The organism is Streptomyces sp. NPDC059875, assembly GCF_042731085.1.
In the GTDB taxonomy this organism is placed as follows: Bacteria; Actinomycetota; Actinomycetes; order Streptomycetales; family Streptomycetaceae; genus Streptomyces.
On sequence record NZ_JBHWJZ010000019.1, the window covers coordinates 40,185 to 62,095 of the forward strand.

General features: G+C 70.6%; 24 protein-coding genes. 4 read left to right on the forward strand and 20 right to left on the reverse strand.

Annotated elements, in window-relative coordinates; all coding sequences use genetic code 11:
- Positions 1-50 precede the first annotated feature (50 nt).
- The 20 genes from ACFV9D_RS23035 to ACFV9D_RS23130 all read right to left on the reverse strand — a co-directional run bounded on the left by ACFV9D_RS23035 (position 51) and on the right by ACFV9D_RS23130 (position 17,649).
- Positions 51-2,045, reverse strand: a complete 1,995-nt coding sequence (locus ACFV9D_RS23035; RefSeq protein WP_385149222.1) for an ABC transporter ATP-binding protein — start codon at positions 2,043-2,045, stop codon at positions 51-53.
- 344 nt (positions 2,046-2,389) lie between these two features.
- Positions 2,390-2,656, reverse strand: a complete 267-nt coding sequence (locus tag ACFV9D_RS23040) for a hypothetical protein (RefSeq protein ID WP_385149225.1) — start codon at positions 2,654-2,656, stop codon at positions 2,390-2,392.
- An 84-nt stretch (positions 2,657-2,740) separates the two neighbouring features.
- Entirely contained in the window at positions 2,741-3,421 is a 681-nt protein-coding gene (locus ACFV9D_RS23045) for an HAD family hydrolase (RefSeq protein WP_385149227.1), read from the reverse strand.
- Positions 3,421-5,373: a hypothetical protein gene (locus ACFV9D_RS23050; RefSeq protein WP_385149230.1), complete on the reverse strand. Its 1,953-nt coding sequence runs from the start codon at positions 5,371-5,373 to the stop codon at positions 3,421-3,423. The genes ACFV9D_RS23045 and ACFV9D_RS23050 overlap by 1 nt, the downstream gene beginning before the upstream one ends.
- Complete coding sequence (locus tag ACFV9D_RS23055; RefSeq protein WP_385149233.1) at positions 5,370-6,152, reverse strand: class I SAM-dependent methyltransferase; 783 nt, start codon at positions 6,150-6,152, stop codon at positions 5,370-5,372. The genes ACFV9D_RS23050 and ACFV9D_RS23055 overlap by 4 nt, the downstream gene beginning before the upstream one ends.
- The gene (locus tag ACFV9D_RS23060; protein WP_385149236.1) at positions 6,149-6,616 is read right to left on the reverse strand and encodes a hypothetical protein; all 468 of its coding nucleotides are present in this window, start codon (positions 6,614-6,616) and stop codon (positions 6,149-6,151) included. Before ACFV9D_RS23060 ends, ACFV9D_RS23055 begins: the two co-directional genes overlap by 4 nt.
- Positions 6,609-8,111, reverse strand: a complete 1,503-nt coding sequence (locus ACFV9D_RS23065; protein WP_385149238.1) for an NAD(P)-dependent oxidoreductase — start codon at positions 8,109-8,111, stop codon at positions 6,609-6,611. The genes ACFV9D_RS23060 and ACFV9D_RS23065 overlap by 8 nt, the downstream gene beginning before the upstream one ends.
- Before the next feature lie 44 nt (positions 8,112-8,155).
- Positions 8,156-9,067: a GNAT family N-acetyltransferase gene (locus ACFV9D_RS23070; RefSeq protein WP_385149241.1), complete on the reverse strand. Its 912-nt coding sequence runs from the start codon at positions 9,065-9,067 to the stop codon at positions 8,156-8,158.
- Between the two features lie 334 nt (positions 9,068-9,401).
- On the reverse strand, positions 9,402-10,031 hold the full coding sequence (locus ACFV9D_RS23075) for a hypothetical protein (protein ID WP_385149245.1): 630 nt from the start codon (positions 10,029-10,031) through the stop codon (positions 9,402-9,404).
- Positions 10,028-10,522 (reverse strand): sigma-70 family RNA polymerase sigma factor, encoded by a 495-nt coding sequence (locus tag ACFV9D_RS23080; RefSeq protein WP_385149248.1) that lies wholly within the window; start codon positions 10,520-10,522, stop codon positions 10,028-10,030. The genes ACFV9D_RS23075 and ACFV9D_RS23080 overlap by 4 nt, the downstream gene beginning before the upstream one ends.
- A 132-nt stretch (positions 10,523-10,654) precedes the next feature.
- The gene (locus ACFV9D_RS23085) at positions 10,655-11,887 is read right to left on the reverse strand and encodes a cytochrome P450 (protein ID WP_385149521.1); all 1,233 of its coding nucleotides are present in this window, start codon (positions 11,885-11,887) and stop codon (positions 10,655-10,657) included.
- Positions 11,887-13,137, reverse strand: a complete 1,251-nt coding sequence (locus tag ACFV9D_RS23090) for a cytochrome P450 (protein ID WP_385149251.1) — start codon at positions 13,135-13,137, stop codon at positions 11,887-11,889. Before ACFV9D_RS23090 ends, ACFV9D_RS23085 begins: the two co-directional genes overlap by 1 nt.
- Positions 13,134-13,733 (reverse strand): ATP/GTP-binding protein, encoded by a 600-nt coding sequence (locus ACFV9D_RS23095; protein ID WP_385149254.1) that lies wholly within the window; start codon positions 13,731-13,733, stop codon positions 13,134-13,136. Before ACFV9D_RS23095 ends, ACFV9D_RS23090 begins: the two co-directional genes overlap by 4 nt.
- Positions 13,714-14,040 carry a DUF742 domain-containing protein gene (locus ACFV9D_RS23100; protein WP_385149257.1) on the reverse strand — a complete coding sequence of 109 codons (327 nt, stop codon included), beginning with the start codon at positions 14,038-14,040 and terminating at the stop codon, positions 13,714-13,716. Before ACFV9D_RS23100 ends, ACFV9D_RS23095 begins: the two co-directional genes overlap by 20 nt.
- A 26-nt stretch (positions 14,041-14,066) precedes the next feature.
- Positions 14,067-14,495: a roadblock/LC7 domain-containing protein gene (locus tag ACFV9D_RS23105; protein WP_385149260.1), complete on the reverse strand. Its 429-nt coding sequence runs from the start codon at positions 14,493-14,495 to the stop codon at positions 14,067-14,069.
- Complete coding sequence (locus tag ACFV9D_RS23110; RefSeq protein ID WP_385149263.1) at positions 14,488-15,819, reverse strand: histidine kinase; 1,332 nt, start codon at positions 15,817-15,819, stop codon at positions 14,488-14,490. The genes ACFV9D_RS23105 and ACFV9D_RS23110 overlap by 8 nt, the downstream gene beginning before the upstream one ends.
- 175 nt (positions 15,820-15,994) lie before the next feature.
- Positions 15,995-16,123: a hypothetical protein gene (locus ACFV9D_RS23115; protein ID WP_385149266.1), complete on the reverse strand. Its 129-nt coding sequence runs from the start codon at positions 16,121-16,123 to the stop codon at positions 15,995-15,997.
- The gene (locus ACFV9D_RS23120; RefSeq protein ID WP_385149269.1) at positions 16,116-16,529 is read right to left on the reverse strand and encodes a DUF6302 family protein; all 414 of its coding nucleotides are present in this window, start codon (positions 16,527-16,529) and stop codon (positions 16,116-16,118) included. Before ACFV9D_RS23120 ends, ACFV9D_RS23115 begins: the two co-directional genes overlap by 8 nt.
- Positions 16,526-17,101 carry a DUF5999 family protein gene (locus ACFV9D_RS23125; protein ID WP_385149272.1) on the reverse strand — a complete coding sequence of 192 codons (576 nt, stop codon included), beginning with the start codon at positions 17,099-17,101 and terminating at the stop codon, positions 16,526-16,528. Before ACFV9D_RS23125 ends, ACFV9D_RS23120 begins: the two co-directional genes overlap by 4 nt.
- Positions 17,098-17,649, reverse strand: a complete 552-nt coding sequence (locus tag ACFV9D_RS23130) for an ATP-binding protein (protein ID WP_385149275.1) — start codon at positions 17,647-17,649, stop codon at positions 17,098-17,100. The genes ACFV9D_RS23125 and ACFV9D_RS23130 overlap by 4 nt, the downstream gene beginning before the upstream one ends.
- A 580-nt stretch (positions 17,650-18,229) precedes the next feature.
- Here ACFV9D_RS23130 and ACFV9D_RS23135 point away from each other — a divergent pair.
- The 4 genes from ACFV9D_RS23135 to ACFV9D_RS23150 all read left to right on the forward strand — a co-directional run bounded on the left by ACFV9D_RS23135 (position 18,230) and on the right by ACFV9D_RS23150 (position 21,754).
- Positions 18,230-19,312 (forward strand): XRE family transcriptional regulator, encoded by a 1,083-nt coding sequence (locus ACFV9D_RS23135; RefSeq protein WP_385149278.1) that lies wholly within the window; start codon positions 18,230-18,232, stop codon positions 19,310-19,312.
- 33 nt (positions 19,313-19,345) lie between these two features.
- Positions 19,346-20,248, forward strand: a complete 903-nt coding sequence (locus ACFV9D_RS23140; protein WP_385149281.1) for a phosphotransferase family protein — start codon at positions 19,346-19,348, stop codon at positions 20,246-20,248.
- 204 nt (positions 20,249-20,452) lie between these two features.
- Complete coding sequence (locus tag ACFV9D_RS23145; RefSeq protein WP_385149284.1) at positions 20,453-20,884, forward strand: hypothetical protein; 432 nt, start codon at positions 20,453-20,455, stop codon at positions 20,882-20,884.
- A gap of 381 nt (positions 20,885-21,265) precedes the next feature.
- Complete coding sequence (locus ACFV9D_RS23150) at positions 21,266-21,754, forward strand: TrmO family methyltransferase (protein WP_385149287.1); 489 nt, start codon at positions 21,266-21,268, stop codon at positions 21,752-21,754.
- Positions 21,755-21,911 lie beyond the last annotated feature (157 nt).

Consider the following 21,911-nt stretch of genomic DNA (forward strand, 5'->3'; position numbering starts at 1 on the left):
GTAAGGGGGGCGGTGCTGCGGGCCGGGCTTGTGGACGTCGCGCTTGTGCGTCAGCTCGCCGTCTCGTGGCCGGACGGCTGGGTGCCGCGGGGGCGGGGAACCGGGGCGGCTGCGGGCGCGCTCCCGTACTGGGCGGCCTGGGCGGTGAACATGCCCTGGTACAGGCCGTCCTCGCGGGCCATCAGGTCCTCGTGTGTGCCGTCTTCGACGACGCACCCCTGATCGAGGACGTAGATGTGGTCGGCGTTCATGGTCGCGGCCAACCGGTGGGTGACGAGCACGACCGCGTGCCCGTCCTGGGCCAGGGACCAGAGCCCCTCGAATGCGGCGATCTCCGCATGCGGATCGAGCGCCGAGGTCGGCTCGTCGACTAGCAGGAACGGTGCCTGCCTGTACCGAGTTCGAGCGGTGCCGAGCTTCTGCCACTGTCCGCCCGAGAGCTGGACGCCGCGCTCGTAGCCCTTGAAGACGATCGAGTCCCAGCCGTGCGGCAGGCCCTCGATCAAGTCGAGCACGTCAGCGTCCTGGGCCGCGTTGCGGACACGATCCATGTCCCTGGGGTGGTCGCCGGCGCCGATGGCGACGTTCGCGGCGGCGGTCATCTCCCAGCGCGGGAAGTCCTGAGCGAGCACCCCGACCGAGGCGAACACATGGGTGCGGTTCGCCTCGCGGAGGTCGACCCGCTCGCCCGAGTCGCCCTCCCACCACACGTTCCCTTCGGTGGGCAGAAGCAGTCCGGCCAGCACCTTGGTCAAGGTGGTCTTCCCCGAGCCGTTCGCACCGACCAAGGCCGTCACCTTCCCCCTGGGGACCCGCACGCTCACCCCCTTCAGGGAAGGGAAGTCGGCTCCGGGGTAGGTGAACGACACCTCCTCCGTCCGTACCTCCCGCGTCGGCGTGGGCAGCGGCGTGCCAGTGCGCGGGATGGCGTTCTCGCCGGCGATCTCGATGGCGTCCTCGGTGTCGGTGAGGAACAGCAACTCCTCGTACAACCGGTTGACCTGCTGGACTAGGGAGGTGAGCCGGGCGGTCGAGGTGCGGATGGCGATCACCGCGGTCCCGCCGACGGCGAGCGGCAGTCCGCCGCCGGCCAGCAGCCACCACAGCACCCCGTAGCACGCCAGCGACGCCAGACCGGCGAACCCGCCCGCGACCAGGTCCGTGGTGGCCTGCGCGCGGGCGAGGCGCCGCTGCTCCGCCTCCGACTGCCTCGACATCTCCTCGTAGCTGGACAACAGCTTCGTCCCGGCCGCATGTACGCGGATCTCTCCAGCGGCGTGCGGGCGAGTCAGGTAGGCCAGCAGGGACGCGATCGCCCGCCGATGGTCGACCCAGTTCATGCGGGAGAGGTAGTCGCGGCGAGCCGAGCGGACCGCTCCCCATCCCTTGGGCAGGGCGATCGCGAGCAGCATCGGCAGCAGTGCCCAGTGCAGCGACGCCAGTACGATGGCGGCCGCCGCCATGCCGATCACCACATTGCCCACGCCCACCGACAGCCGGAGCATGTTGCGGGCGGAGTCCGTGCCGAACCTTCCCGCCTCCAGGACCCGCTGGACTTCCGGCCGTTCGGTCGCCTCCACCTCGACGTGGGTGACGGCCGTGTAGTACCGGGCGGCAACCGCACGCTCCACCTGCGGCTCCAGACGGCCGGCCATGGCCGTCGACCACGCCGACAGCACGGCCGTCGCCACCGCCGCGACCGCAAGCACCGCCAGGGACGGCAACGCGTCGCGGAGCTTGTCTGCGGTCGGGCCGTCGTCGAACAACTGCGTGAGGACGCTGTTGACCGCCACCAGCCCCCACCCGGCCGTCACGCCCTGCCCGAGTTGGGCCGCCACAACCCCGACCAGCGCCCGCCGGTCCGCCTTCCATCCGGTACGCAGGACCATGCCCACCATGCGCGGCAGCGCGGCCGCCATCCGTCCGAAGCCGAGCCGGGTCAGCGGGCCTTCGTGACGGACGTAGGACTGGTCGTAGCGGAGCCGTCCGCCGTACAGCTCGCGCTCCGCGCGGGAGATCGCGTCTGTGGCCTCTGTCTTCTTCACGTTCCGGGTCTCAGCGCTTCGTGGTCCGGCCGATGTCAACGTGGCCCCTTCCTGGAAGTCGTCGCTGTGTCGTCGGGTCCAACGACACAGCCGGAATTTCGAACACCTGTCTTTCGGACGGGTCGCGGGCGGGCCGCAGACCCCGAGGTTGAGCGGTTCGGCGAAGGTGTGCGGTGCACCGACCCTTGGTGCGCAAGAGCGCATCGCTGAAGCGGAGTTGGCCGAAACGCCGACCTTCGAGCGGCTGTTCGTCCAGCGGTCATCGGACGCGTAGGGTTCGGGGCGTGCCCGGGTCTGCGGCCCCTGACGTGGCTCGGCGTCAACCACGATCCGCAACCCGCGGATCACCGCACCTCCGGGGCTGGCAGGCGCAGCCGAAGCGTCATGACCGCGTTGTCGGACAGACCGGCTTCGCGTGGGGTGCCGGTGTCGCTCACCCGCCCCGCCTCACCGTCCAAGTGGGCCTCGAGCCGGGCCCGCAGGTCGTTGGGGGTGATGAGCAGGGGCGCGAGGGCGGCCCGGTCGGTTTCGGCCAGCGGACGGGCGCCGGGGTGTGCGGTGGTGACGGCGCGGGCCAGTCGGCCCAGCACCGCGGTGCTTGTGTCGTCCATGCGGAAGTCCTTCCGGGCAGGGCCGACCGTCCCCCGGGGTGTGCAGGAGTCCCCGAGGGCGGGCTGGCCGTGGTCGTGGAGCGGTCAGGTGGTGCGGGAAGGCACCGGTTCGGTGGTGGGGGCGACGCCGGCGGACGGGACCCGGCACCAGGCGGCAAGGTCGGCAGGGGTGGCCAGCAGGTGATCCGGCCGGGCGGCGGTGAGGTCCTCGCGGCTCGCGTAGCCGTAGGCGACGGCGATCGCGGTCAGGCCGGCACCGTGGGCGTGGTGGACATCGCTGCCGGTATCGCCGACGTACGCGGTCGCCCCGTACCGGGTGCGCAGGCTGCGGAGCTTGTCGGTCTTGCTGCCTGTCTCGTCACGGGAGAGCAGTACGCGGGGCATTGCCTCCGGGAGGAGGTCACGGGCGAGCAGGCCGTGGACGGTGGTGCTGTGGCTTCCGGTGACTACCGCATATCCCGGCCCGGCAGCCAGTCCGGCCAGAGGGCCGACCAGCTCCGGGACGACGCCGTGCGGCTCGCCGGCGGCGGCCTGGGCTGTCAGTTCGGCGTGCCGCTTCCAGAACCGCTCGGCGGTCTCGAAGTCGATCCACCTGGTCAGCGAGGCGCTGAGCACGCCCTGATAGACGACGGGCAGGTCGCATGGGCCGGCCAGGTCGGGCAGAGCCCACAGCTCCATCTCCCTGCGGGCGTCCTGGTAGCAGCGCCAGGCCCGGTCGCGGGAGTCGTGCAGGACACCGTCGAAGTCGAAGACCAGCATCTGCATCAGCCCGCCTTGCTCAGGGACACGACGGGCACCCCGCACCAGGCAAGCAGCCCGGGGCGCGGCAGCAGCAGGGCAAGCTCCTGAAGCGCGTCCCGGTCCTGCGGCCACGTCGACGGTGCGCCCAGCGGCGCGAGCAGCAGCATGTGCTCCTCCCGCACCGGGTGGAATCGGCCCTCAGCCCACTGCGCGACGGCCTTCAGCGTCATCTCTGTCTCCTCACCCGACGTGCCGGGCCCGGTGGGGGGAGCGGGGGAGCCGCCGAACGGCAGCCGGGGCTGCACGAGCGCTCCAGGCGGCTGCGTCCACCGGCGCACGACACGAGGTCCGGCCAACTCCTGGTCGGCCACACTGTCGTTCAGGACGTGCTGGACCAGCCGGGCCGCCTCGGTCATGCCGCGCTGGAGCCGGTACGCCTCCACGGCCGTGGAGGCCGCACGCTGGGAGTTGTAGGTGCGCGGGAGCTGACCGCCGCGGGCTGTTCCGTAGCACAGCAGGGCGACGGCGAGCGCCGCGTGCCAGGACTGTCTGCCCGGCAGACGCCGGGCGAGGCTCTCGGCGACGGCTTCCAGACCGCTGCCGAACGCGACGGCGAGCGCGGCCAGGTCGAGCAGCGGGGTGAGCAGCTCGTTGTCGCGGCGGTAGGCGTGGGCGAGGTGCCCGGTCTTGCGTAGATGTCCGGCGCCGTCGAGGAACCACTTCTCCGCCTCGCACCGGTTGTCGGGCAGCGCCGGGGGGAGGGCGGACAGCAGATGGTGCATCCGCGCGGCGGCCGCCGGATCGTCCGCGCCGGTCAGGGCCTGGGCCACCGTGCGAAGGACCGCGGGCATCGGCCCCCCGCGTCCGGCGGGCTCCACCGGGAGCTGCCGGGCGCGGGCGAGGACGTAGTCCACCGCCGCCTCCAGCCGGTGCGGTGCCGGCTCCGGTCCGAGCGGAGCCGTGGGGGCGAGGTCCTCGCTGATCACGAGTGCGGGTGCCACGGCGAGCGTGGCTGGGAGAAGAGGACTGCGCAGTGCGGTGGCCGCGGCGCGGGCGGCGTCGCCGAAGATTCCCGGAGGCACCCACCCCGCGACCGCGTGCCGGATGCCTCCGGGCGTGCGCAGCCGTACGGCGGCCTTGGCCGGGGAGCGGCGCCGCACTCCCGGCCACGCGGTCAGGGCGGAGTTCTCCCGCCCGGGCACGAGACCGTCCAGGACCGGCGGCCGGCCCGCGCCCAGCCAGTGGGCGCCGGTCGTCAGGCAGGCGGACAGGGCACCGGGCTGCAGGCGGCGGGTGGACTGCCACTGCTCACGCGGCAGTACGGTGACCGCGATCCCCGCCTCCTGCAGTCCGCGCACGTCGTCGACGTCGTACACCGGCACCAGCACCTCCGCCCCGGCCGGCCCGGGCGCCTGACGAGCGAGCGACAGCAGCGTCCGGCCGGTCAGCGGCGGGTCGTCGACCAGCAGCACCCGCCGTTCCCCGACCTCGGGCTTGTCGCCGGGACGGAGGCTCGTCACCCGCACATCCATGCCCGCGGCCTCCAGATGGGCGGCGACCAGGGGCGCCAGATACGCACCGCCCGTGCGTATACCCGCCACGAGGACCGGGCCGGACCAGTCCCGGGTGTCCAGCCACGTCTGTGCCAGGGCAATCGCGTCCTGCCACTCCACCCCCTGGACGGCCAGGGACGCCGGCAGACGTACGAACGACTCGTCCCTCGTCAGCCGGTTGGGGATGCGGTCGTACTCGGGCGCGATGAGGGTGTCCTCGCCGGCGGCGAGCCGCCGGGCCGCTCGGCAGGTCATGTCTTGCAGGGCCCGCGCTCCCGACAGGCCGGTGTCGCAGCACCGGATCCACAGGGCGGCCAGCGACTCGTAGCAGCGCAGGGCCGTCATCGGCTGCCCCGCCCGGGCCGCGAGGTCCCGGGCGAGGTGGCCGATGGTGAGCGCTCTGATGGCCGTGATCGTGTTCATGCGGTGGCCTCGCGGCGGGCCACGGCGTGCACCAGGCGGCCCAACTCGCGGTACGGGCTGCGGGTGGAGGCTGCCCACTCAGTCTCGAGCGCCGCCTGGTACTCCTCTTCGGAGGGCATCCAGTCGTTGCGGTGGTCGTGGAAGATCCGCACGCCCTGCCACGGCAGCGGCGTGAGCCCGTTGGCGCGGGCGAGGTCGTCCAGGTGGTCGGGGGTGTCGCCGCGGGTGGTGATGCCGAGGTTGCCGACGCTGGCGGCCTGCCCGCTCTCGATCTGCGCCCGGGCTGACTCGTACTGGCCGGACAGGGCCTCGCGCACGCCGACGGCGAGCTGATTCTTCGTCAGGACGCTGAGGATGCCTCCGCCGGCGACGAGCCGGGCAAGGTGGGCGACGGGGGCGACGGAGTCGGGCAGGTACATCACGACGCCGTGGCAGACCACCGCATCGAACGAGGCGTCGTCGAACGGCAGGTTGTAGATGTCGCCCTCGGCCAGTGTTACCCGCTCGGCGATCTCGGGGACGGCGGCGACCCGGTCGGCCGCGGAGCTGAGCATGCCGGGGGACTTCTCCACGCCGGTCACCTCGTGTCCGGCGGCCGCCAGGCGCAGCACCATCTCCCCGTCGCCGCAGCCGACGTCCAGGATCCGGGCCGGCCGGTCGCCGAGCTCGGCCAGGACGCGGCGCGCGGTGATGTCGTGCCGCAGCCGGCCGCGGCCGCCGCTGGAGTAGGCGGCGTAGCCGGTGCCGACGGCGGCGAAGTCGGAGGATGCAGTGCTCACGGGGTGAACTCCTTCTCAAGGGTGGGCCAGTGCACGACGAGGAATCGGAACGAGGGGTAACGGCCGCCGGTGGACAAAGCGGTGCCCGCTGCTCCCGAGGGGGTGAAAGTGCCCGCGCGGATGGCCTGGCGGATGCGGACCAGGCGCGGGATCCGGCCGGCCAGCTGCGGCACCCGGGCGCGGGCGTCAGCGGGCGGGAGCCAGGCCGTCAGCTGCTCCGGGCGCATCTCCTCCCACACCACGACATCGACGAGCGCCTCGCCCAGGCGCACGGCGAGGAAGTGCGGCACGGCGGTCGCCCCGGGCGCGGCGCCTCGGTGGCCGAGCGTGGTGACGGCACCGGGGTAGCCGGTGCGCAGGGCGGTGAGATGGTGGGCGAACACGGCGCCGAGCTTGCAGGTCAGGCATCCGCACACCGACCGGACGCCCGTGAGGTCGTCGAGAGTGAAGATCCGCTCACCCACGTCCGACTCCCGTCGGGCCGTAGAGGCGGTAGTAGTCGTCGACGATGCCCGCTTCGGCAAGGATCGCGTTGGTCGCGGCCACGTTGTGGCCCGGCCGCAGCCGCTCGTCGGCGCCGGCCAGGGCCACCGCGCCGACCGCGAGCCCGGCCAGGACCAGGTCGACGTAGCGGTTGGACAGGGACTCGGCGTAGTGGAAGTTGATCGGCATGCCGTGCCCAAGGACGAGGATGTCCGGGCCGTCGGCCAGCTGGTAGCTGGTGCCGAGCACGCCCCGATCCGTCACTACGGTGCTGCCCTCGCGCAGCTCGTCCAGCGCGAACTCGAAGTTCCTGCTGGTGGTGCTGACCATGAACGATCGCGGCGGCAGGAGCCGGGCCTCCTGCAGGCCGAAGCTGCGGCTGCCGACGCAGCCGATGACCAGTCGCGGCTGGTGCGTGCGCACCAGCTCCTCCAGCGACCGCCCGGTGAGGAACCCTTCCTCGTGGGCGGCGACCAGGCGGGTGATGTCGGAGTCGAACACCGCGACCCGCATGCGCCTGCTGTCCAGGACGCGGGCGACCTCGTGGCCGATCCGGCCGAAGCCGAGTACGAGGGCCGGCTGGCCCTCGAGCTTCTCGTCCGGCAGCAGCCGCAGCGTGTTGCGGACGGCGGCGTCGGCGATGCCGTACGACTCGATCATCGCCTTCATGTCGCTCTCCGCCACGCTGAACAGCGGCAGCGGCAGTTCGAGCCCGGCGACCTTGCGGATGCCGGAGGTGGTCTGCTCCACCAGCCCCATGAAGTGCCCGGCCTGCTCGGGAAACTCGCGCAGGACCACGGGCAGGACGTAGCCGCCGTCGTCCATGACCACGCTGCGCTTGTCCGCCGCGGCGACGCGCCCGATGTGATCCTCGATCCCCTCGCGCAGGTCCCGGTAGCGCCACACCGCGATGCCGTGCCGCTGCACCAGGTGAGCGTCCACGCGGCGGGTGTGCGCGTAGGGGTACTCCTTGTCGATCACGGTCATGTGCGCCGGGTCCACCCCCAGGGCGAGCAGGCTGTCGACCAGTACGAGGAAGTCCCGCATGTGGTGGATCGTCAGCAGCACGCCGACTCCGGCCAGCGGCTTGTCCGGCCACCGGTCGGCCAGCCGGCTCGTCAGCGGCAGCTCGGACACCGCCGCGGCGATCTCGGTGGCGGAGAACGGTAAGTGCTGTGCGGCCGCGATGAAGGCTTCAGCCTCGGCCGGCGTGCCCCGTTCGAACGTCGCGACGAGCCGGTGGGTGTGCTCGGCGGCCGCGGCCGGGTCCGCCGGGGCGGCCAGAGTCAGCCGTCCGCGGCCACCATCGGCGAGTGTGCACAGCCAGGACCCCGTCGCCTCCTCCCAGTCCATGCTCCGCACGTCGGGGCTGACGGCGAGGCGGTCGGCCAGTTCACCGGCCAGGCGGCGGGCCTCGTCCTCGCTGGCGACGACGTCGACCGCGTGGACGAGCGGCGGTTTCACGGTTGCGGGCATGGACGCCCTCCTGTCAGGGGTGGTGGATCTAGGAGGCCCGGGGCTCAGCGCTCGCCGGGAAGGGTGAAGGTGTGGCAGCGGCCGGTGACACGCATGCCGCAGGCGACGAAGTCGGCGGGATCCTGCCGGGTCACCGCGCGCACGGTCGCCAACTGCCGGTCGGCGGCCAGGATGTGCGCCTGGCTGATCAGCCGCCTGCGGACATCCGCCTCGGCGGCCCACACCTCCGCGAGCAGCAGTTCGCTGCTCGTGTCGTTTCGCTGGGCCAAGGCCAGCAGCAGCGACCCCGTTGGGGGATCGAGCAGCAGGTTCTCCGGGCGAAACCGCGCGTCGTCCCGCCACCGCGGCAACGTCGACTCGGCGAACGACGCATCCAAGCCGACGAACCGTCGCGCGGCCGCGGCGACGTACTCCTCCAGCCCCGGGACCCCGACGGCGGTGACGGCAGCGAACGCGTCGGCGGCCGGGCTGCCGTGTAGCACCGTGACGGTGTCCAGCACCTCCCAACCAGATCCGCTGAAGAAGGCGCTGGCGCCGACCCGGTCGGCCGGCACATCGGTGGTCACCAGCGGCCACTCGACCGCGTCCACCACCGTCCGCAGCAGCATCCTCCCCAGCCCCGCCCGGCGAGCCGACGGATCCACGACCGGCCCCCACAGCCGCGCCCTCGCCTCACCGCGCTCTGGGCGGCGCACGGCGCACCAGCCGGTCACCTCCCGCCCGTCCCGGGCCACCGCGAGCACGGGAGGCTCGCCGGTCAGCGCGTTCGTCAGCCTGGAGCGCACCAGGGAGGCACTGACCGGGCGGTCGTCGCTGTACCCAGCGATGCATCGCTGTGCGAGGGCGGCGAGCTCATCGCACACGCCGGCATGCAGGCCGGTGAGGAGGTCGATCTGGATGCCCGAGCTGTCCGGCCGGGCCGTAGAGCCGGGTTCGATGTGCCTGCTGTCAGTCATGCCGTCGTTTCTCCTTGCCAGGCCCCGCTGGGGTGGCCTAGGTGGGCGCGGTAGCCAGCCGTCGAGGGGGCCGAGGCGCTGCGCGGCGTATCCCTGGCCGGCAGCGAGTTCGTGGTGCGGTTCCCGGCCGGGAAGGCTGAGGGCGTACAGCACCACAGGCCGCCGTTGTCTTGCGGGGCGGCCCGTTTGACGGCGTCCCGCCGAGGGGCGAGAACCTGCGCTGCCTGGCCACGGTGGACGGATGCGGCCGGTTCCGGGTGGCGGTCGCAAGGCCGGGACAGGAGGGCTCTGCTAGTGGGGCATGACTGGATCGGGAGGGCGTGTGTCACGAGCCTCATCCGCTCATCACCCCCGCGGTGGTCGGGCTGCCCAGAGGAACGCGGCAGGCGATCAACGCTGTGATTCCGGCCCTGGCTTCGGCACCGAGCCGCAGACGAGACACGGGGGTACCGCCCTTGCCACTTCCCGAGCCGAGGATCAGCCAGCCGAGGTCGCGAAGGTGGCACAGCAGCGCGAGGCTCCCTTCCTCGCAGGCCGGCCACCACGGAATCTCGCAGCTCACGTGGGGCACGCCGGAGCGGGCGGCGTAGTCGGCGAGCCACAGCGTGATCAGCATGCCCACCTGGTCATTCCGGCCAGGCGCCGAGTGCGTGGCGTCGACGAACAGGCCGGGTTCGCGTCCGTCCGTGCCCCAGTGCTGCAGGTCCGGCCGCCAGTCCAGGACGAGGCAGCCAATCAGAAGCCCGTCCTCGTACATGCCGACGGTCTCGGATTCCTGGTCCCGGAGACTGTCGGCGTAGTGGGAGGCCAGCACGATTCCGCGGGCCGCGGCCCAACGGCCACGGTCCTCAGCAAGCGCGACTGCCTCGGCGTGGTCAGCTCCCGTCACGACCGGGCGCATCTCGTACACGGGGCGTGCGCTCTTGCCTGGATCGAGCGGAAAGGTACGGCTGATGGTGTTCATCGGGCCGGCTCCATGGTTGCCGCCGACGACTCGACGCCGGGAACGACGGTGAGCACGCCCCAGGCGTGGGCGAGCCCCACCAGGTGCGTGGCGTTGTCCGCGCACGCCTTGGTCACAAGGTCATCGACTCCGGTCCGTACGTCCCAGGCCGGCACACCGACGGCCCGCCCGATGTCCTCGTTCAAGTCGTGCTCGGCGAGCGCCTGAAGGAGGCGACGTTCCATCGCGGTGAAGTCCGGGCAGGGCCGCTGGCACGCCGGCGGAGGCACCTCGCGGGCGGTAAGCAGGGCGTGAACCAGGACAGGGCGGGAGCATCCCCGGCGGCCCAGCTTGCTGCGAGCCGTCCTGAGATGGCTGGCCACTCCGTCCGGGGAAAGGTGTATCTGGGCACCGATGGCCTGGTTGGTCGCGCCGTAGACGAGGGGAGCGACAGCACGTTTCTGGGCATCGGTGAGGAGCGAGTTCACGGGCGTGGTTTCGGTGATGGTCATCAAGGAGTCCTGGTCGGTTGTCGGTCAGGCGCCGGTAGGCCGGAGCCGGACGTGCAGGGCCCGGTGGATAGTTGCTGCGGGGTCCGAGCGGCTGCAGTCCTCAGCGGGGTTGGTGCGTGAGCGTCTGCGCTCCTACGGCGTGGCCTGCAGCACGACAGGCAGCGTGGTGACGTCGGTGCCTATGAAGGAGCGCTGCGGCTCGAGGTCCTCGATGCCGCAGGCCAGGGCGATCCGCGGGAAGCGCTGGAACAGGGGCGGGAGCGCGACCTCGGCTTCGAGCTTGGCCAGTCGGGCGCCCAGGCAGTAGTGGATGCCGTAGCCGAAGGCCAGGTGCTGCTTGTCGTCCCGGTCGATGCGGAAGACGTCGGGGTCCTGGTGGACGCCGGGGTCGCGGCCATGGGCGCCGAAGCCGATGATGATCGCTTCGCCTTCCCGGATGACGACGCCGTCGCCCAGGTCGATGTCCGCCGTGGCGTAGCGCAGGGGCAGGTACATGATCGGTGGGCGGAGGCGGAGGGTTTCCTCGATGACGTCGCTCCAGCGCTCCGGGTCGGCCAGCACGGTGGCCAGCTGGTCGGGGTGGGTGAGGAGTTCACGGACGGCGGCGTTGATGAGGGCGACGGCGGTCTCGCTGCCGGCACCGATCATGAGGATGAGTGTGGAGATGAGCTCGGTGTGGCTGAGCCGGTCCCCGTCCTCCTCGTGGGCGGCCAGCAGCAGGCTGGTCATGTCCTCGCCCGGGTTGCTGCGCTTGGTGTCGATCAGCGCCTGCATGGCCGCGGCGAGGGCGGTACGGATGTTCTCGGCTTCGGAGGCGGTGACGTCGGTGGTGAGGACGGAGTCGATGACGCGCAGCATCTGGGGGCGCTGGTCGACGGGGACACCGAAGAGGTCGCAGATCACCCGGGTGGGGATGGGGTAGGAGAAGTGCGCGCGCAGGTCGACCGGGACCGTGGGTTCCTGCGCTTCCAGGCCGTCGAGGAGGTCGGTGACGATGGCCTGGATGGCGGGGCGCATCGCTTCGACGCGACCGGGGGTGAAGGCGCGGTCGACCAAGCGGCGTAGGCGCTGGTGGTCCTCGCCGTCGGAGGTGAACATGCTCACGACGTCCACCCACGGGAACAGCCACGGTATGGAGCCGGGAGTGTGGGACGGCCACGACGTGCGGGCGTCCTTGGAGACGTGCGGGTCGATGAGGAGCCGCCTGGCGACGTCTCCGCGGGTGACGGCCCAGGCGATGACGTCCTCCGGCATGCGGACCTTGACGGCCGGGCCGGTTGCGCGGAGTTCGTCAGCCTGGGCGAACAGGCGGCGGCCGCCGTTGCTGTCGAGGGTGACGGCCGGGGTGGAGGTGGAGCTGCTGATCACGAGGTACCTCCTGCGAGGGCTGTGGCGGGAAGACGGTCGTGGGACTTGGGGTGGAAGGTGACGGGCATCGTCTGCGGGCACTGGTGGAAGGGGCCGTGCCGCAGGAGGGGTTCGGGGCTTTCGTCGGTCAGCGTCATGTCCCAGAGCTGGTCGAGGATCGTCTCGACAGCCGTCTGCACGATCGTGGTGGCCTGGGAGATCGCGGGGCAGCGGTGCGGGCCGGCCGACCAGGCGAGGTGGGCCCGGCTGTCGTAGCCGAGGCCACGCGGAAGCAACGGGTCAGTGTTCGCGGCCGCGTGGGAAATCAGAATCGGGACACGGGCCGGTACAAGGACGCCGTGGAGGTAGGTGTCGTAGCGGGCGAAGTGGACGGAGAAGTTCGCCATCGGAGGCCGCTCCCACAGCGCCTTCTCCATGGCCCGCCGAACGGTGAGGGTGCCGGCGGCGAGGCTGCCGGCGTACTCGTCGTCACGCAGGAGCAGGTGCAAGGTCCAGGCGATGCAAGCTGCGGCGGGGATGACACCGGCGCCGACGGCGCAGAAGAGCTGGTTGAGTGCCTCCTCGTCGCTCAGCGCCGCCGCATGGTTGATCATCCAGGAGGTCAGGTCCTGGCCGGGCCGTTCGCGGCGCAGCTGGATGAGTTCGAACAGCAGCCCCGCGAAGTCCGCGGCGCCTTGGGCAGCTTGGGGGCCGGCGCTGATGAGGTCCTGGCAGGCGCGCACCATCCGGCTGGTCATGTCGGGAGGGCAGCCTAGGAGTTCGGCGAAGACGAGCATGGGCACGACGTCGGCGAAGTCGCTCATCAGGTCGGCCTGGCCGTGGCCAATGACGCGTGCGACGAGCGTCAGCGCGCTGCGCCGAGTGATCTCCCGGAGCTGGTGAGCGTCGATCCGGGCGATGCAGTCGTCCATAGCCCACCGCAGGCGGGCGTGCTCCTCGCCGTCGGTGTAGAGGACGGAAGGGCGCCAGGCCATCATGCCGAGCACCGGGCTGTCCTGAGGAACCTGGCCGCCTGCCAAGGCGGCCCACAGGCGCGAGTCCTTGGAGAAGGTGTCCGTGTCGTTGAGGACGGTGACGGCGGCCCGGTGCTGCGTGACGACCAAGGCATGCACGTGAGGGGCGATCTCAGCCCAGCCGACGGGGCCCTGGGCGCGCAGTTGCTCGTAGACGGCGGTCGGGCGGGCGGCGAACGCGGCGCCGTGCAGCATGGGGCAGCCGCGGGCGGAGAGCGGGGGCGGCGTGGTCATGAGGCGGGCTCCAGGCGGGGGCACGACAGCAGGTGGGAGACGAGCGCGATCAGCGGTCTCTTGGCCGACTCCTTGAGCCGGACATCGCACTCGACCAGGGGTGTGGACGGGTGGAGGTCCAGGGCCTGGCGCAGTTCGGCTTCGGTGTAACCGGGGGAGTCCGCGAAAGTGTTGACAGCGACCACGTAGGGCAGGCCGGCTTCCTCCATGCGCCCCATGGCATCCCAGGACTCGGTGACCCGTGCGGTGTCGACCAGGACCACGCCACCCAGTGCGCCCTGCATCAGCTGCTCGATCACGTAGCTGAACCGGGGCTGGCCGGGGCCGCCGAACAGGTAGAGCACGATGTCGTCGGTCAGGGTGAGGCGGCCGAAGTCGAGGGCGACCGTGGTGGTGGTCTTGTCCGAGAGGCCCCGCAGGGTGTCGACCGCCTCGCCGGCCTTCGTCATGCGCTCCTCGGTCGAGGCCGGCCTGATCTCGGACACGGCACCGACGAGCGTGGTCTTGCCGACGGCGAACGGTCCGAGAATGACGACCTTCACGGACTGGTCGACCCCAGGCGCCAGGTAGTGGCCCTCAAAGTTTGTGGAGCGCATCGAGCATCCTCTCCAGCAGATGTCTGTCGTGCTGCTGAGCGACGGGGACGGGGCTGCGGCTGAGGATGTGGCCACTGTCGACGAGGGAGGCGACCAGGACCTTGGTCACGGCGGCCGGAAGCTGCAGATCGGCACTGACTTCGGCCAGTGACAGCACGCCGGGCAGGCAGTGCTGCATCAGCCGGTGCGAGTGGGCATCCAACCCGGCCAGGGGCTTGTCCGGGTCGGCGATCAGGAGCGTGGCCAGGTCCAGGGTGCGGCGGGTGGGTGCGGCCCTGCCCCCGGTGGGGGTGTAGGGCCGCACCATCCCGGCACGCCGACGTCCGCGGGGTGTCACGAGGTCCTGGCCCTCGCGCGCGCGGACAGTACGGGTTCAAGGCCCTTGATGGCCTTGATGGTTTCCGCGGACGCGACCGCCACCTCGGGTTCGGTCATCTCCGCGCTGACCGAGACGGCGAGTACGGCGTTGTGCCCGGCGCCGAAGACGAGGGTGCACGCGTCGGGCAGGTCGATGATGATCTTGCGGGGGGTCTCGCCCTGGGACACCTGGGCGAACTCGGCGAGCCCGCGGCCCAGCGAGAACAGGCCCGAGGAACTGGCGGCGGTGCGGTCGGCCACGTCACGGGGCAGGCCCTCGGAACGGGCCAGCACGAGGCCGTCGGTGGTGAACAGGACGGCGTGCAGGACACCCTTTTCCTTGGTGAGGCGGTTGAGGACCCAGGTCATGTCGTGGGTGTCGGCGGTCGGCTGCTGCTCAAGCACGGGGCTGGTCTCTTTCGGTGGAGTGCGTCTCGGTGTCGTGGATGGCCTGCCCCAGGCGGGCAAGGCCGGCGGCGAATGCATCGGGGTCGTCCGCCGGCACCGGCGCGCTGTCACGGACGCGCGCCGCTGGGCGGGGCGTTCGCCGACGGCGCTGCGGCAGTCCTCCGGTGCCTGTCCGCGCGGCGGGCGGGGTGTGCCCGTCCCCGTCGTGTGCGGGAGAGCCGCCGGTGAAGGCAGCCTCGGTCGTCAGAGCCATGGCCGCTTGCCGTGCGGCCTCCACTTCGTCGGCGGTCGGGCCGTGCCCGAACAGCTCCCGCGGGACGCGCAGCACAGCCCGCACACCGCCGTACGGCGAGGTGCTGCTGACGTCGGCGTCGAAGCCGTACTCGCCGGCGAGACGCCCGATGACCGCGAACCCGAGCCGGCCGGCGTCCCGGAGGGTGGTGACGTCCAGCACCTCGTGCTGCGCCAGCTGCCGAGCGGCCTCCTCGCGCTGGAAGCGGTTCATGCCCAGGCCGCCGTCGTCGACGATGATGCAGTACCCGCTCTGGACCGCCTGCACCTCGACGAAGACCTTGCCGTCGCAGTACGCGGCCGCGTTGGACAGCAGTTCCGTGAGCGCGACGGTGACGGGCTCCACGATGCGTCCCTCCAGCCAGGTCTCCCCGGTGCCCGGCTCGTAGGTGTAGGTCACGCGCAGGAAGTCGCTGATCCGTCCCCGGGCCGATTCCACAACCTCCCGAACGGTGCAGTCCGCGCGCTGCAGACCGGGCCACGACCCGGTCAGGATGCGCGTGCGCTGGAGGGTGTGCAGAGCCTGGGTGACCAGGTGATCGAGATTCATCAGGCTCTGGTGGTAGGCGGTGCCGTCGAGGTAGCGCTCCATCTCCTCGACGACGGTCATCTGACACCGGTGCAGACGCGTCTGCGCCTCGTCGATGACGTCGCGCACCGAGGACCGGGCCGTGCGCCCGATCTGCTCGCGCGTGACGGTCAGAGCCTCCTGCAGCAGTCGCCGCACGGTCTGGTTCGCATGGTCGACGGTGGTGCCGGCGAGCTGCTCCTGGCTGAGACCGGGGACCTGCACACCGCGGTGCCCCCGGGCGAGGACGTCCACCAGGGCCGGCATCGTCACCTCCGCGAAGTGCCACACCTCTCTCTCCAACGCGCCGGCGTGCGCGGAGGCGGCATCGCGCTCCATTTCCGCCGACGCGGCCTGTGCAGCCATGGCCCGCTTCCCGCGGGTCTGCGCTATGAGACCTGCCAAGGCGGCGACGAATCCCGCGCCGAGCAGGGCGGTCACGGTCACGTGTGGATCGAGCATGGGAAGTCCTCACACAGGGGAGTCGAGTGCGCACGGCAGAGGGCAGCGGCGTGGCCGCCGTCGCCCGAGTCCGTCGAGCGATGAGACGGCCCCAGTCGGCGCGGGCGCGCCCCGAACAGGACGAGCAGGCCCATCGCGGTCACCATCAGTACGGTGATGACCAGGCCGGTGGGGGTCACCACGGTCTCGGTCCGGAACCGGCGTAGATCACGGTGGCCATCGCGAGGACGAAGACCACGACGCGGACCACGCCGACGCTCGGGCGCCGGCTCCAGGACGGCTTCGCTGAGAGCGGCTTAGGCATACAGCACCTCCCGGTGGTACGCGTGCAGCCGCCGATCTCCGGTCAACCCGCGCAGGCCGAAGAACTGGCACCGAGCGTCGGCATCCATGTCTGCCGGTACCGGGTCGCCCCAGACCACGTGCGTTCCGCTGGTGGTGACACCGTGGAAGCCGGGACGACCGCGAAGTGCCCCCGCGGTGAGTTCCGCGAAGACCGGATCGAGCATGTCCATCCGGCCGCCGCGCCGCCCCGGGCCGGCTGGGACCGCGAGGAAGGCCAGCCGATGCAGCGCCACCGCCACCGCGCCGAGCATCAGCTCGATCCGGACGAGCCGTGCGGCCACGTACTCGTAGTCGCACGCCTCCTCCGGAGCGAGGATCCGGACTCCCAGGGCCGGACCGACGGGACTCGGGCAGGGGGAGATCACGAGGCCACCGCCTTCGAATCGGTTCCGTTCCGAGGCAGAACCCGCCGTGGGGCGACGACGACACCGGACGGCAGGAGGCATCCCGTGTCGTCGAAGACGAGTACGCCGTTGCACAGCTCGCTGCACCCGATCTCGGGACGGCGCACCCGAACGCGGGCGGCTTCGTAGTCGCCGGCGTCGGAGGAGGGGCACTCGGGACGGTGGCCGCACACCAGGCCGGCACCGGCCAGTTCACTGATCACCACGGCCACCGCTTCGGCCAGTCGCCGCAGATGTACACGGGCCCCCACGTAGTCCGCCGGCCCATCGACGTCCGCGACGTGCCGAGCCGCAGCGAGCGCCTTCTCGACCGCCGGACAGGGCGAGTCGGGAGCCGTATGGCCCAGCTCTAAGAGGTGGCCGCGCAGCCTGAGGACCAGGTCGTCTGCATCGTGGTCGCTGTCGAGCGGCGGAGCGTTCTCGTCGAGCACCAGGGCCAGGGTTTCCCAGGCGGGGGCGACGATGGAGCGGCTTCCTTTGGCCGTGCGCGCAGGGCTTCGACGCAGGGCGGTACGAGACAGGCGGAGATTCACGACCCGTCCTCCTCACCGGCGACGTCCAGCTCCATCCAGATCGTCTTCCCTCGGCCCGGGCCAGGCTGGACTCCCCAGCGCGAGGCCAAGGCGTCGACCAGGACCAGACCGCGGCCCCCTTCACAGTCGGCGCCGGCCGCCCGCAGGACCGGCCGTACGGCCGACGGATCCTGTACCTCGACCCGGAAACGTCCGCGTCGGCAGGAGGCCCTTACGGTGAACTCCCTCGCTCCCTGACCGCGGCAGCCATGCGTCACCGCGTTCGCCATCAGCTCCTGAGCCCCGAGTGCAACGGTGTCCGCGATCGAGGACAGCCCGGAACGGCACATGAACTGGTGCAGGTTCCGACGAGCCCGGGACACTGCGGCCAACTCCGCCGGGAACACAGCCACAGCCTGGAAGGCGCGCCCCTCGCACGGCTGCGGATCCACGGTGTCGGCTGGGGCACTGAGCCGTATGCCGGGGACGTCGCGTTCCTGCGGGCTGCATGTGGGCAGCGTGGTGGAGCCCGGCTGATGGAGGTCGGCCGTGGGATGGTGCACGTTCATCAGCTCCCCTTCTCGGCCCCGGCAGGAGCCAACTCCGCGCCAGCGAGCGGTGTATGGGTCTCGGAAATCCGAGGGGGCAAGAGTTGCCCTCGTGGACTAGGAGCGGCAACCGTGACGGTTCACGTAAACGTGACGTGATTGCGTGACGTGTCACGCATTTCTGGGTACCGGATCGACGGAGTCACGTTTTCTTGACGCAGCGCACTCTGTGTGTCACTACGCTGGTGGGCGAGTTCGAAGGGAATCGACTTCAATGCAACGTGGTCCCGAGTCCCACGGTCCGTCCTGCGCAAAGCGGTTACGCGCGGGTGGGCGCGAGCGCGGACACTCAACCGACGAGATCGCCCGCACGATTCAAGCGCACTGCTCGGTCTCCCCCTTGAGGGCTCGGCGTCTCGCCAGGGGCCTCACCCTCGCCGATGCGGTAGCGCAGATTCATGAGCTCGTCTCTGACGTGGACGGGGCGCCCCGGGTCACCGTTGAACAGCTGCGGCTTTGGGAGAAGGGAAAGCATCACCCTGTTCGCCCCACCGTGCTTGTGCTCGCCGGCTTCTACGGCTGCTCACCCGATGATTTGGGTTTGGACGAGCCGCAGGCGCTCGCCGGAGTCGTCCTGCGTGGAGAAACTCGCCACGGGCACCGTGCTGAGACGATGCCCTTGGCGGCCGTTGGTGAGCGGATCCCAACGGCTGGTGAAAACCTCTCGCACAGGGTCGATGCACTTCGCCGCGCGGTAGACCGGACTCTCGCATCCGCCACTGTCAACTCCAGCCAACTGGACGACATAGACGAGATGGTCCTATGGGCCCGTCGGGAGTACATCTCCACCCCACCAGCCCCCATGCTTGCCCGCCTTCTCGACCTGCTCGTGGAGGTCGAGGGGTTGGCCGCATGCCGACAGCCAGCTGCCGTCCAGGTCCGGCTCTCCGAGCTGACGGCGATACTCTCCACTCTGACCGCTGATGCGCTCATGAAGCTCGGAGACCTCCCGCGCTCGCGCTCTTGGTACGCCACAGCGCGTACAGCCGCAGACGACAGCGGAAACTCGGAGCTTCGAGCTCGTGTCAGGGCTCAGGCCGCGATGCTGCCCTTCTACTACGGTCCGATCGCCCACGCGGTGAACCTGTGCCGGGAGGCCAGGGTCATCAGCAGCAGAGCACCGACCAGTGCCACGCACGCCTTCGCGGCGGCGGCAGAGGCCCGGGCTTTGGCGAAGTTGGGAGCCCAGGAGAAGGCCGAAGCTGCATTGCGCTACGCGACGCGGGTGTTCGAACAGTTCGGAGGCGATGCGTCGGACGATGCCTTCGCCTTTCCAGAGCGCCGCTACCTGCTCTACGCGAGCGGGACGCTGACCGCTCTCGGACATACGCGCGAGGCGCGCCAAGCCCAGGAGCAGGCGCTCGTTCTCTACCGGGACAAGACAGGCATCGACCCCGCCCTCCTCCGGCTGGAAGCGGCCATCTGCTACGCGCGTGACCGAAGCCCTGCCGAAGCGTGCCAGCTGGCAGGCGTCACCTTCTTGCGAATGGACCCCGCCCACCGCACACCCATCGTGGAGGAAAGAGCCCGCGAGGTCGTCGAGGTTCTCCCGCCGGCGATACGGGCAAGCCGAGCGGCACGCGAACTCCTTGAGATCATCGAGCTTCCGCCGGGACTGATGTGACAGAACGGGCCCTCGTCGGGGAGCCTGGGCCGCATGACAATCACGCCGGCCCCCGGTGGGTTCGACGAGTTCGAGATGTACCAGGTACTGGAGCGCGCCTGTTCGAAGGCTGGGCTCGACAGCCGTGACGCGCGTCTTCTTCGTGGGCACACCAACGCGGTCCTTCTCCTGGAGAAGGAGCAAGTGGTGGCCAAGATCGCCCGGAAGGGCACTGACGTCGAGAGTGTTGCGCGCACGGTCACCTTCGTGCGATGGCTCATGGAGGCAGGCTTTCCCACCGTCCCGCTCCACCCCTGCGATCAGCCGGTCGTTGTTGACGAACACGCCGTCACTTTCTGGACCTACTTCCCGCAGCCCGAGCATCCTGTGGCGGCCGAGCAACTGGCTGGGCCCCTCAAGGCGCTCCACGCGCTACCCGCACCCCCGATTTCCCTCGCCGAACACGACAACATCCGGGCGATCCGCCGCTCACTCGCAGCGATCACATGCCTTCCCGCAGGGATGATCCGATACCTGGGGGATGAGGCGGACCGCCTCGAAGAACAACTGCGGGAAGTCCGGTTCGCACTCGCTGCCGGGCTCATACAGGGCGATCCGCAGCACCGAAACGCGCTGCACACCCTCAACAGGTCCGCGGTGCTGTGCGACTGGGACACGATCGCCCGAGGTCAGCCGGAATGGGATCTTGTCACCGTCGAAGTCCACTGCCGGCGATTCGGCTACGGCCAGGCCCACTACCGAGCCTTCGCGGATGCCTACGGGTGGGACGTCACGAAGTGCCCTGGCTATCCGGTCCTCCGTGACATCCGGGAGCTGCGCATGATCACCACCAACGCTCGGAAGGTCAGGTATGCGCCCGAGTCCTTGAGCGAGGTCCAGAGGCGAGTCGACGGGCTCAAGAAGCGGGATGGGCAGCTCCTCTGGAACATCCTCTAGGCGTGTCGACTGGGCGACACACGGGTAAGCGTCTTGCCAGCTGACGGACCTATGCCTGCAGCCCATCCGCCAGGTCGTCGATCCGGTCCGGCTGCTCGGCGACGCGCAGCAGCACTCGGCCGGGCAGCCCTCGTCGCATACCTGCGCACCGACGTCGCCGAGCTCCTCGCCGGCCGGTTCCCCACTGACGACATACGCCGGGCCATGACCGCTGCCACAGCAGCTCGCCTACCTCGTGGGGCGGACACCTTCGACACGGGCGAGCACCCCATCGCCCTGCGCTGGCTGACCCTGGCGACCGAGCTTGCCGAGGAGGCCGGCAACGCCCCGCTCGCCGGACACGTGCTGCGCGCCATGGCCCACCAGGCAGTCGATCTCAAACAGCCGACCGAGGCCGTTCCCTGGCCGAGGGCTCGCTCTCCGGCCGGCCGCTACGCGGAGGCGTGCTGGCGGGAGAAGGCACTTTTGGGCCTTGTTCACGCCCGCGGCCTCGCGGCCGCCGGGTACAAGAAGGAGGCTGCAGCCGGACTTGCTCAGGCCGAGAACGACCTCGGCCGTGCCACCGACGGCGACGAACCGGCCGTGTCTGGTTTTTCGGCGAGGCCAGCCTCGCCCGCGAAACGGCTGCCGCGCTGAGGGACCTCGGCGACATGAAGGGTGCCGAGCGCGAGTACAAGCGCAGCGTCCACACCCGCCGGGAGCGGTTCAAGCGGACACATTCCGTGAAGCTGGTACCTCGGCGACGTCCAGCTCCGCCAAGGACAACTCGAAACCGCCTGCTCCACCTGGGCCCAGGAGCTCGATGCGATGACCGGAGTGCAGTCGGGCCGCGCTCGGGAGACCGTTGTGCAGATGCGTTGTGCCCTGAGCCCGTTTCGCAGCCGGGGCGGCAGCCCGGCGGCCGAACTCGACGCCAGGGCCCGAGCAGTACTCCAAGTCAGCTGACCCGTACGGTAAGGAAGCCTGGTTCGGGGAGTATCCGCCCCCGATCCGTAGCCATCTCAGGAGAGGCAGCGCGTGTTCAACGAGTACATTCAGGTGCCGGTGATCGCCACCGTCATTGGTGGCCAGACCGGCCGCCTCGACGACTATAAAGGTGGCGTCGAGTCGATCATCCGTCTCGTCCCGAGCATCCCCGAGAGCGCCCTGGAAGGCATCGACGAGTTCAGCCACCTCGAAGTGATCTGGCACTTCAGCATGGGCTCGGACAGCGACATCGAGCTCGAACCGCGAAGCCCGCGAGGAAACCCGGACTGGCCAGCCACCGGCGGACTCGTACACCGAAACCACCGCCGCCCGGCCCGCATCGGCACCTCGTACCCTCGACTGCTGCGAGTGGAAGGACGAGACCTGCACGTCACGGACCTCGACGCCGATGAAGGCACTCCGGTCATCGACTTGGCGCCAGTCTTCCGCGAGATGCTGCCCCGCGGCCCCGTACACCAGCCCAAATGGCCCACCGACATGCTGCAGAACTACTGGAACGACGCCAGCGAACGCTCCTGAGACGCTCCGCGTTCCCGCGCTGATACCCGGTGCAGGCGGATGGCTGCCGGCGAGCGGGGAATACGAGACTGCTGCGCTCCCATGGGCTCATGGGCGCTCCAGGCACGATGATGCGGGCATAGCGGGATCGCAGGCCCTCAGCGGCTCGGATGGCAGG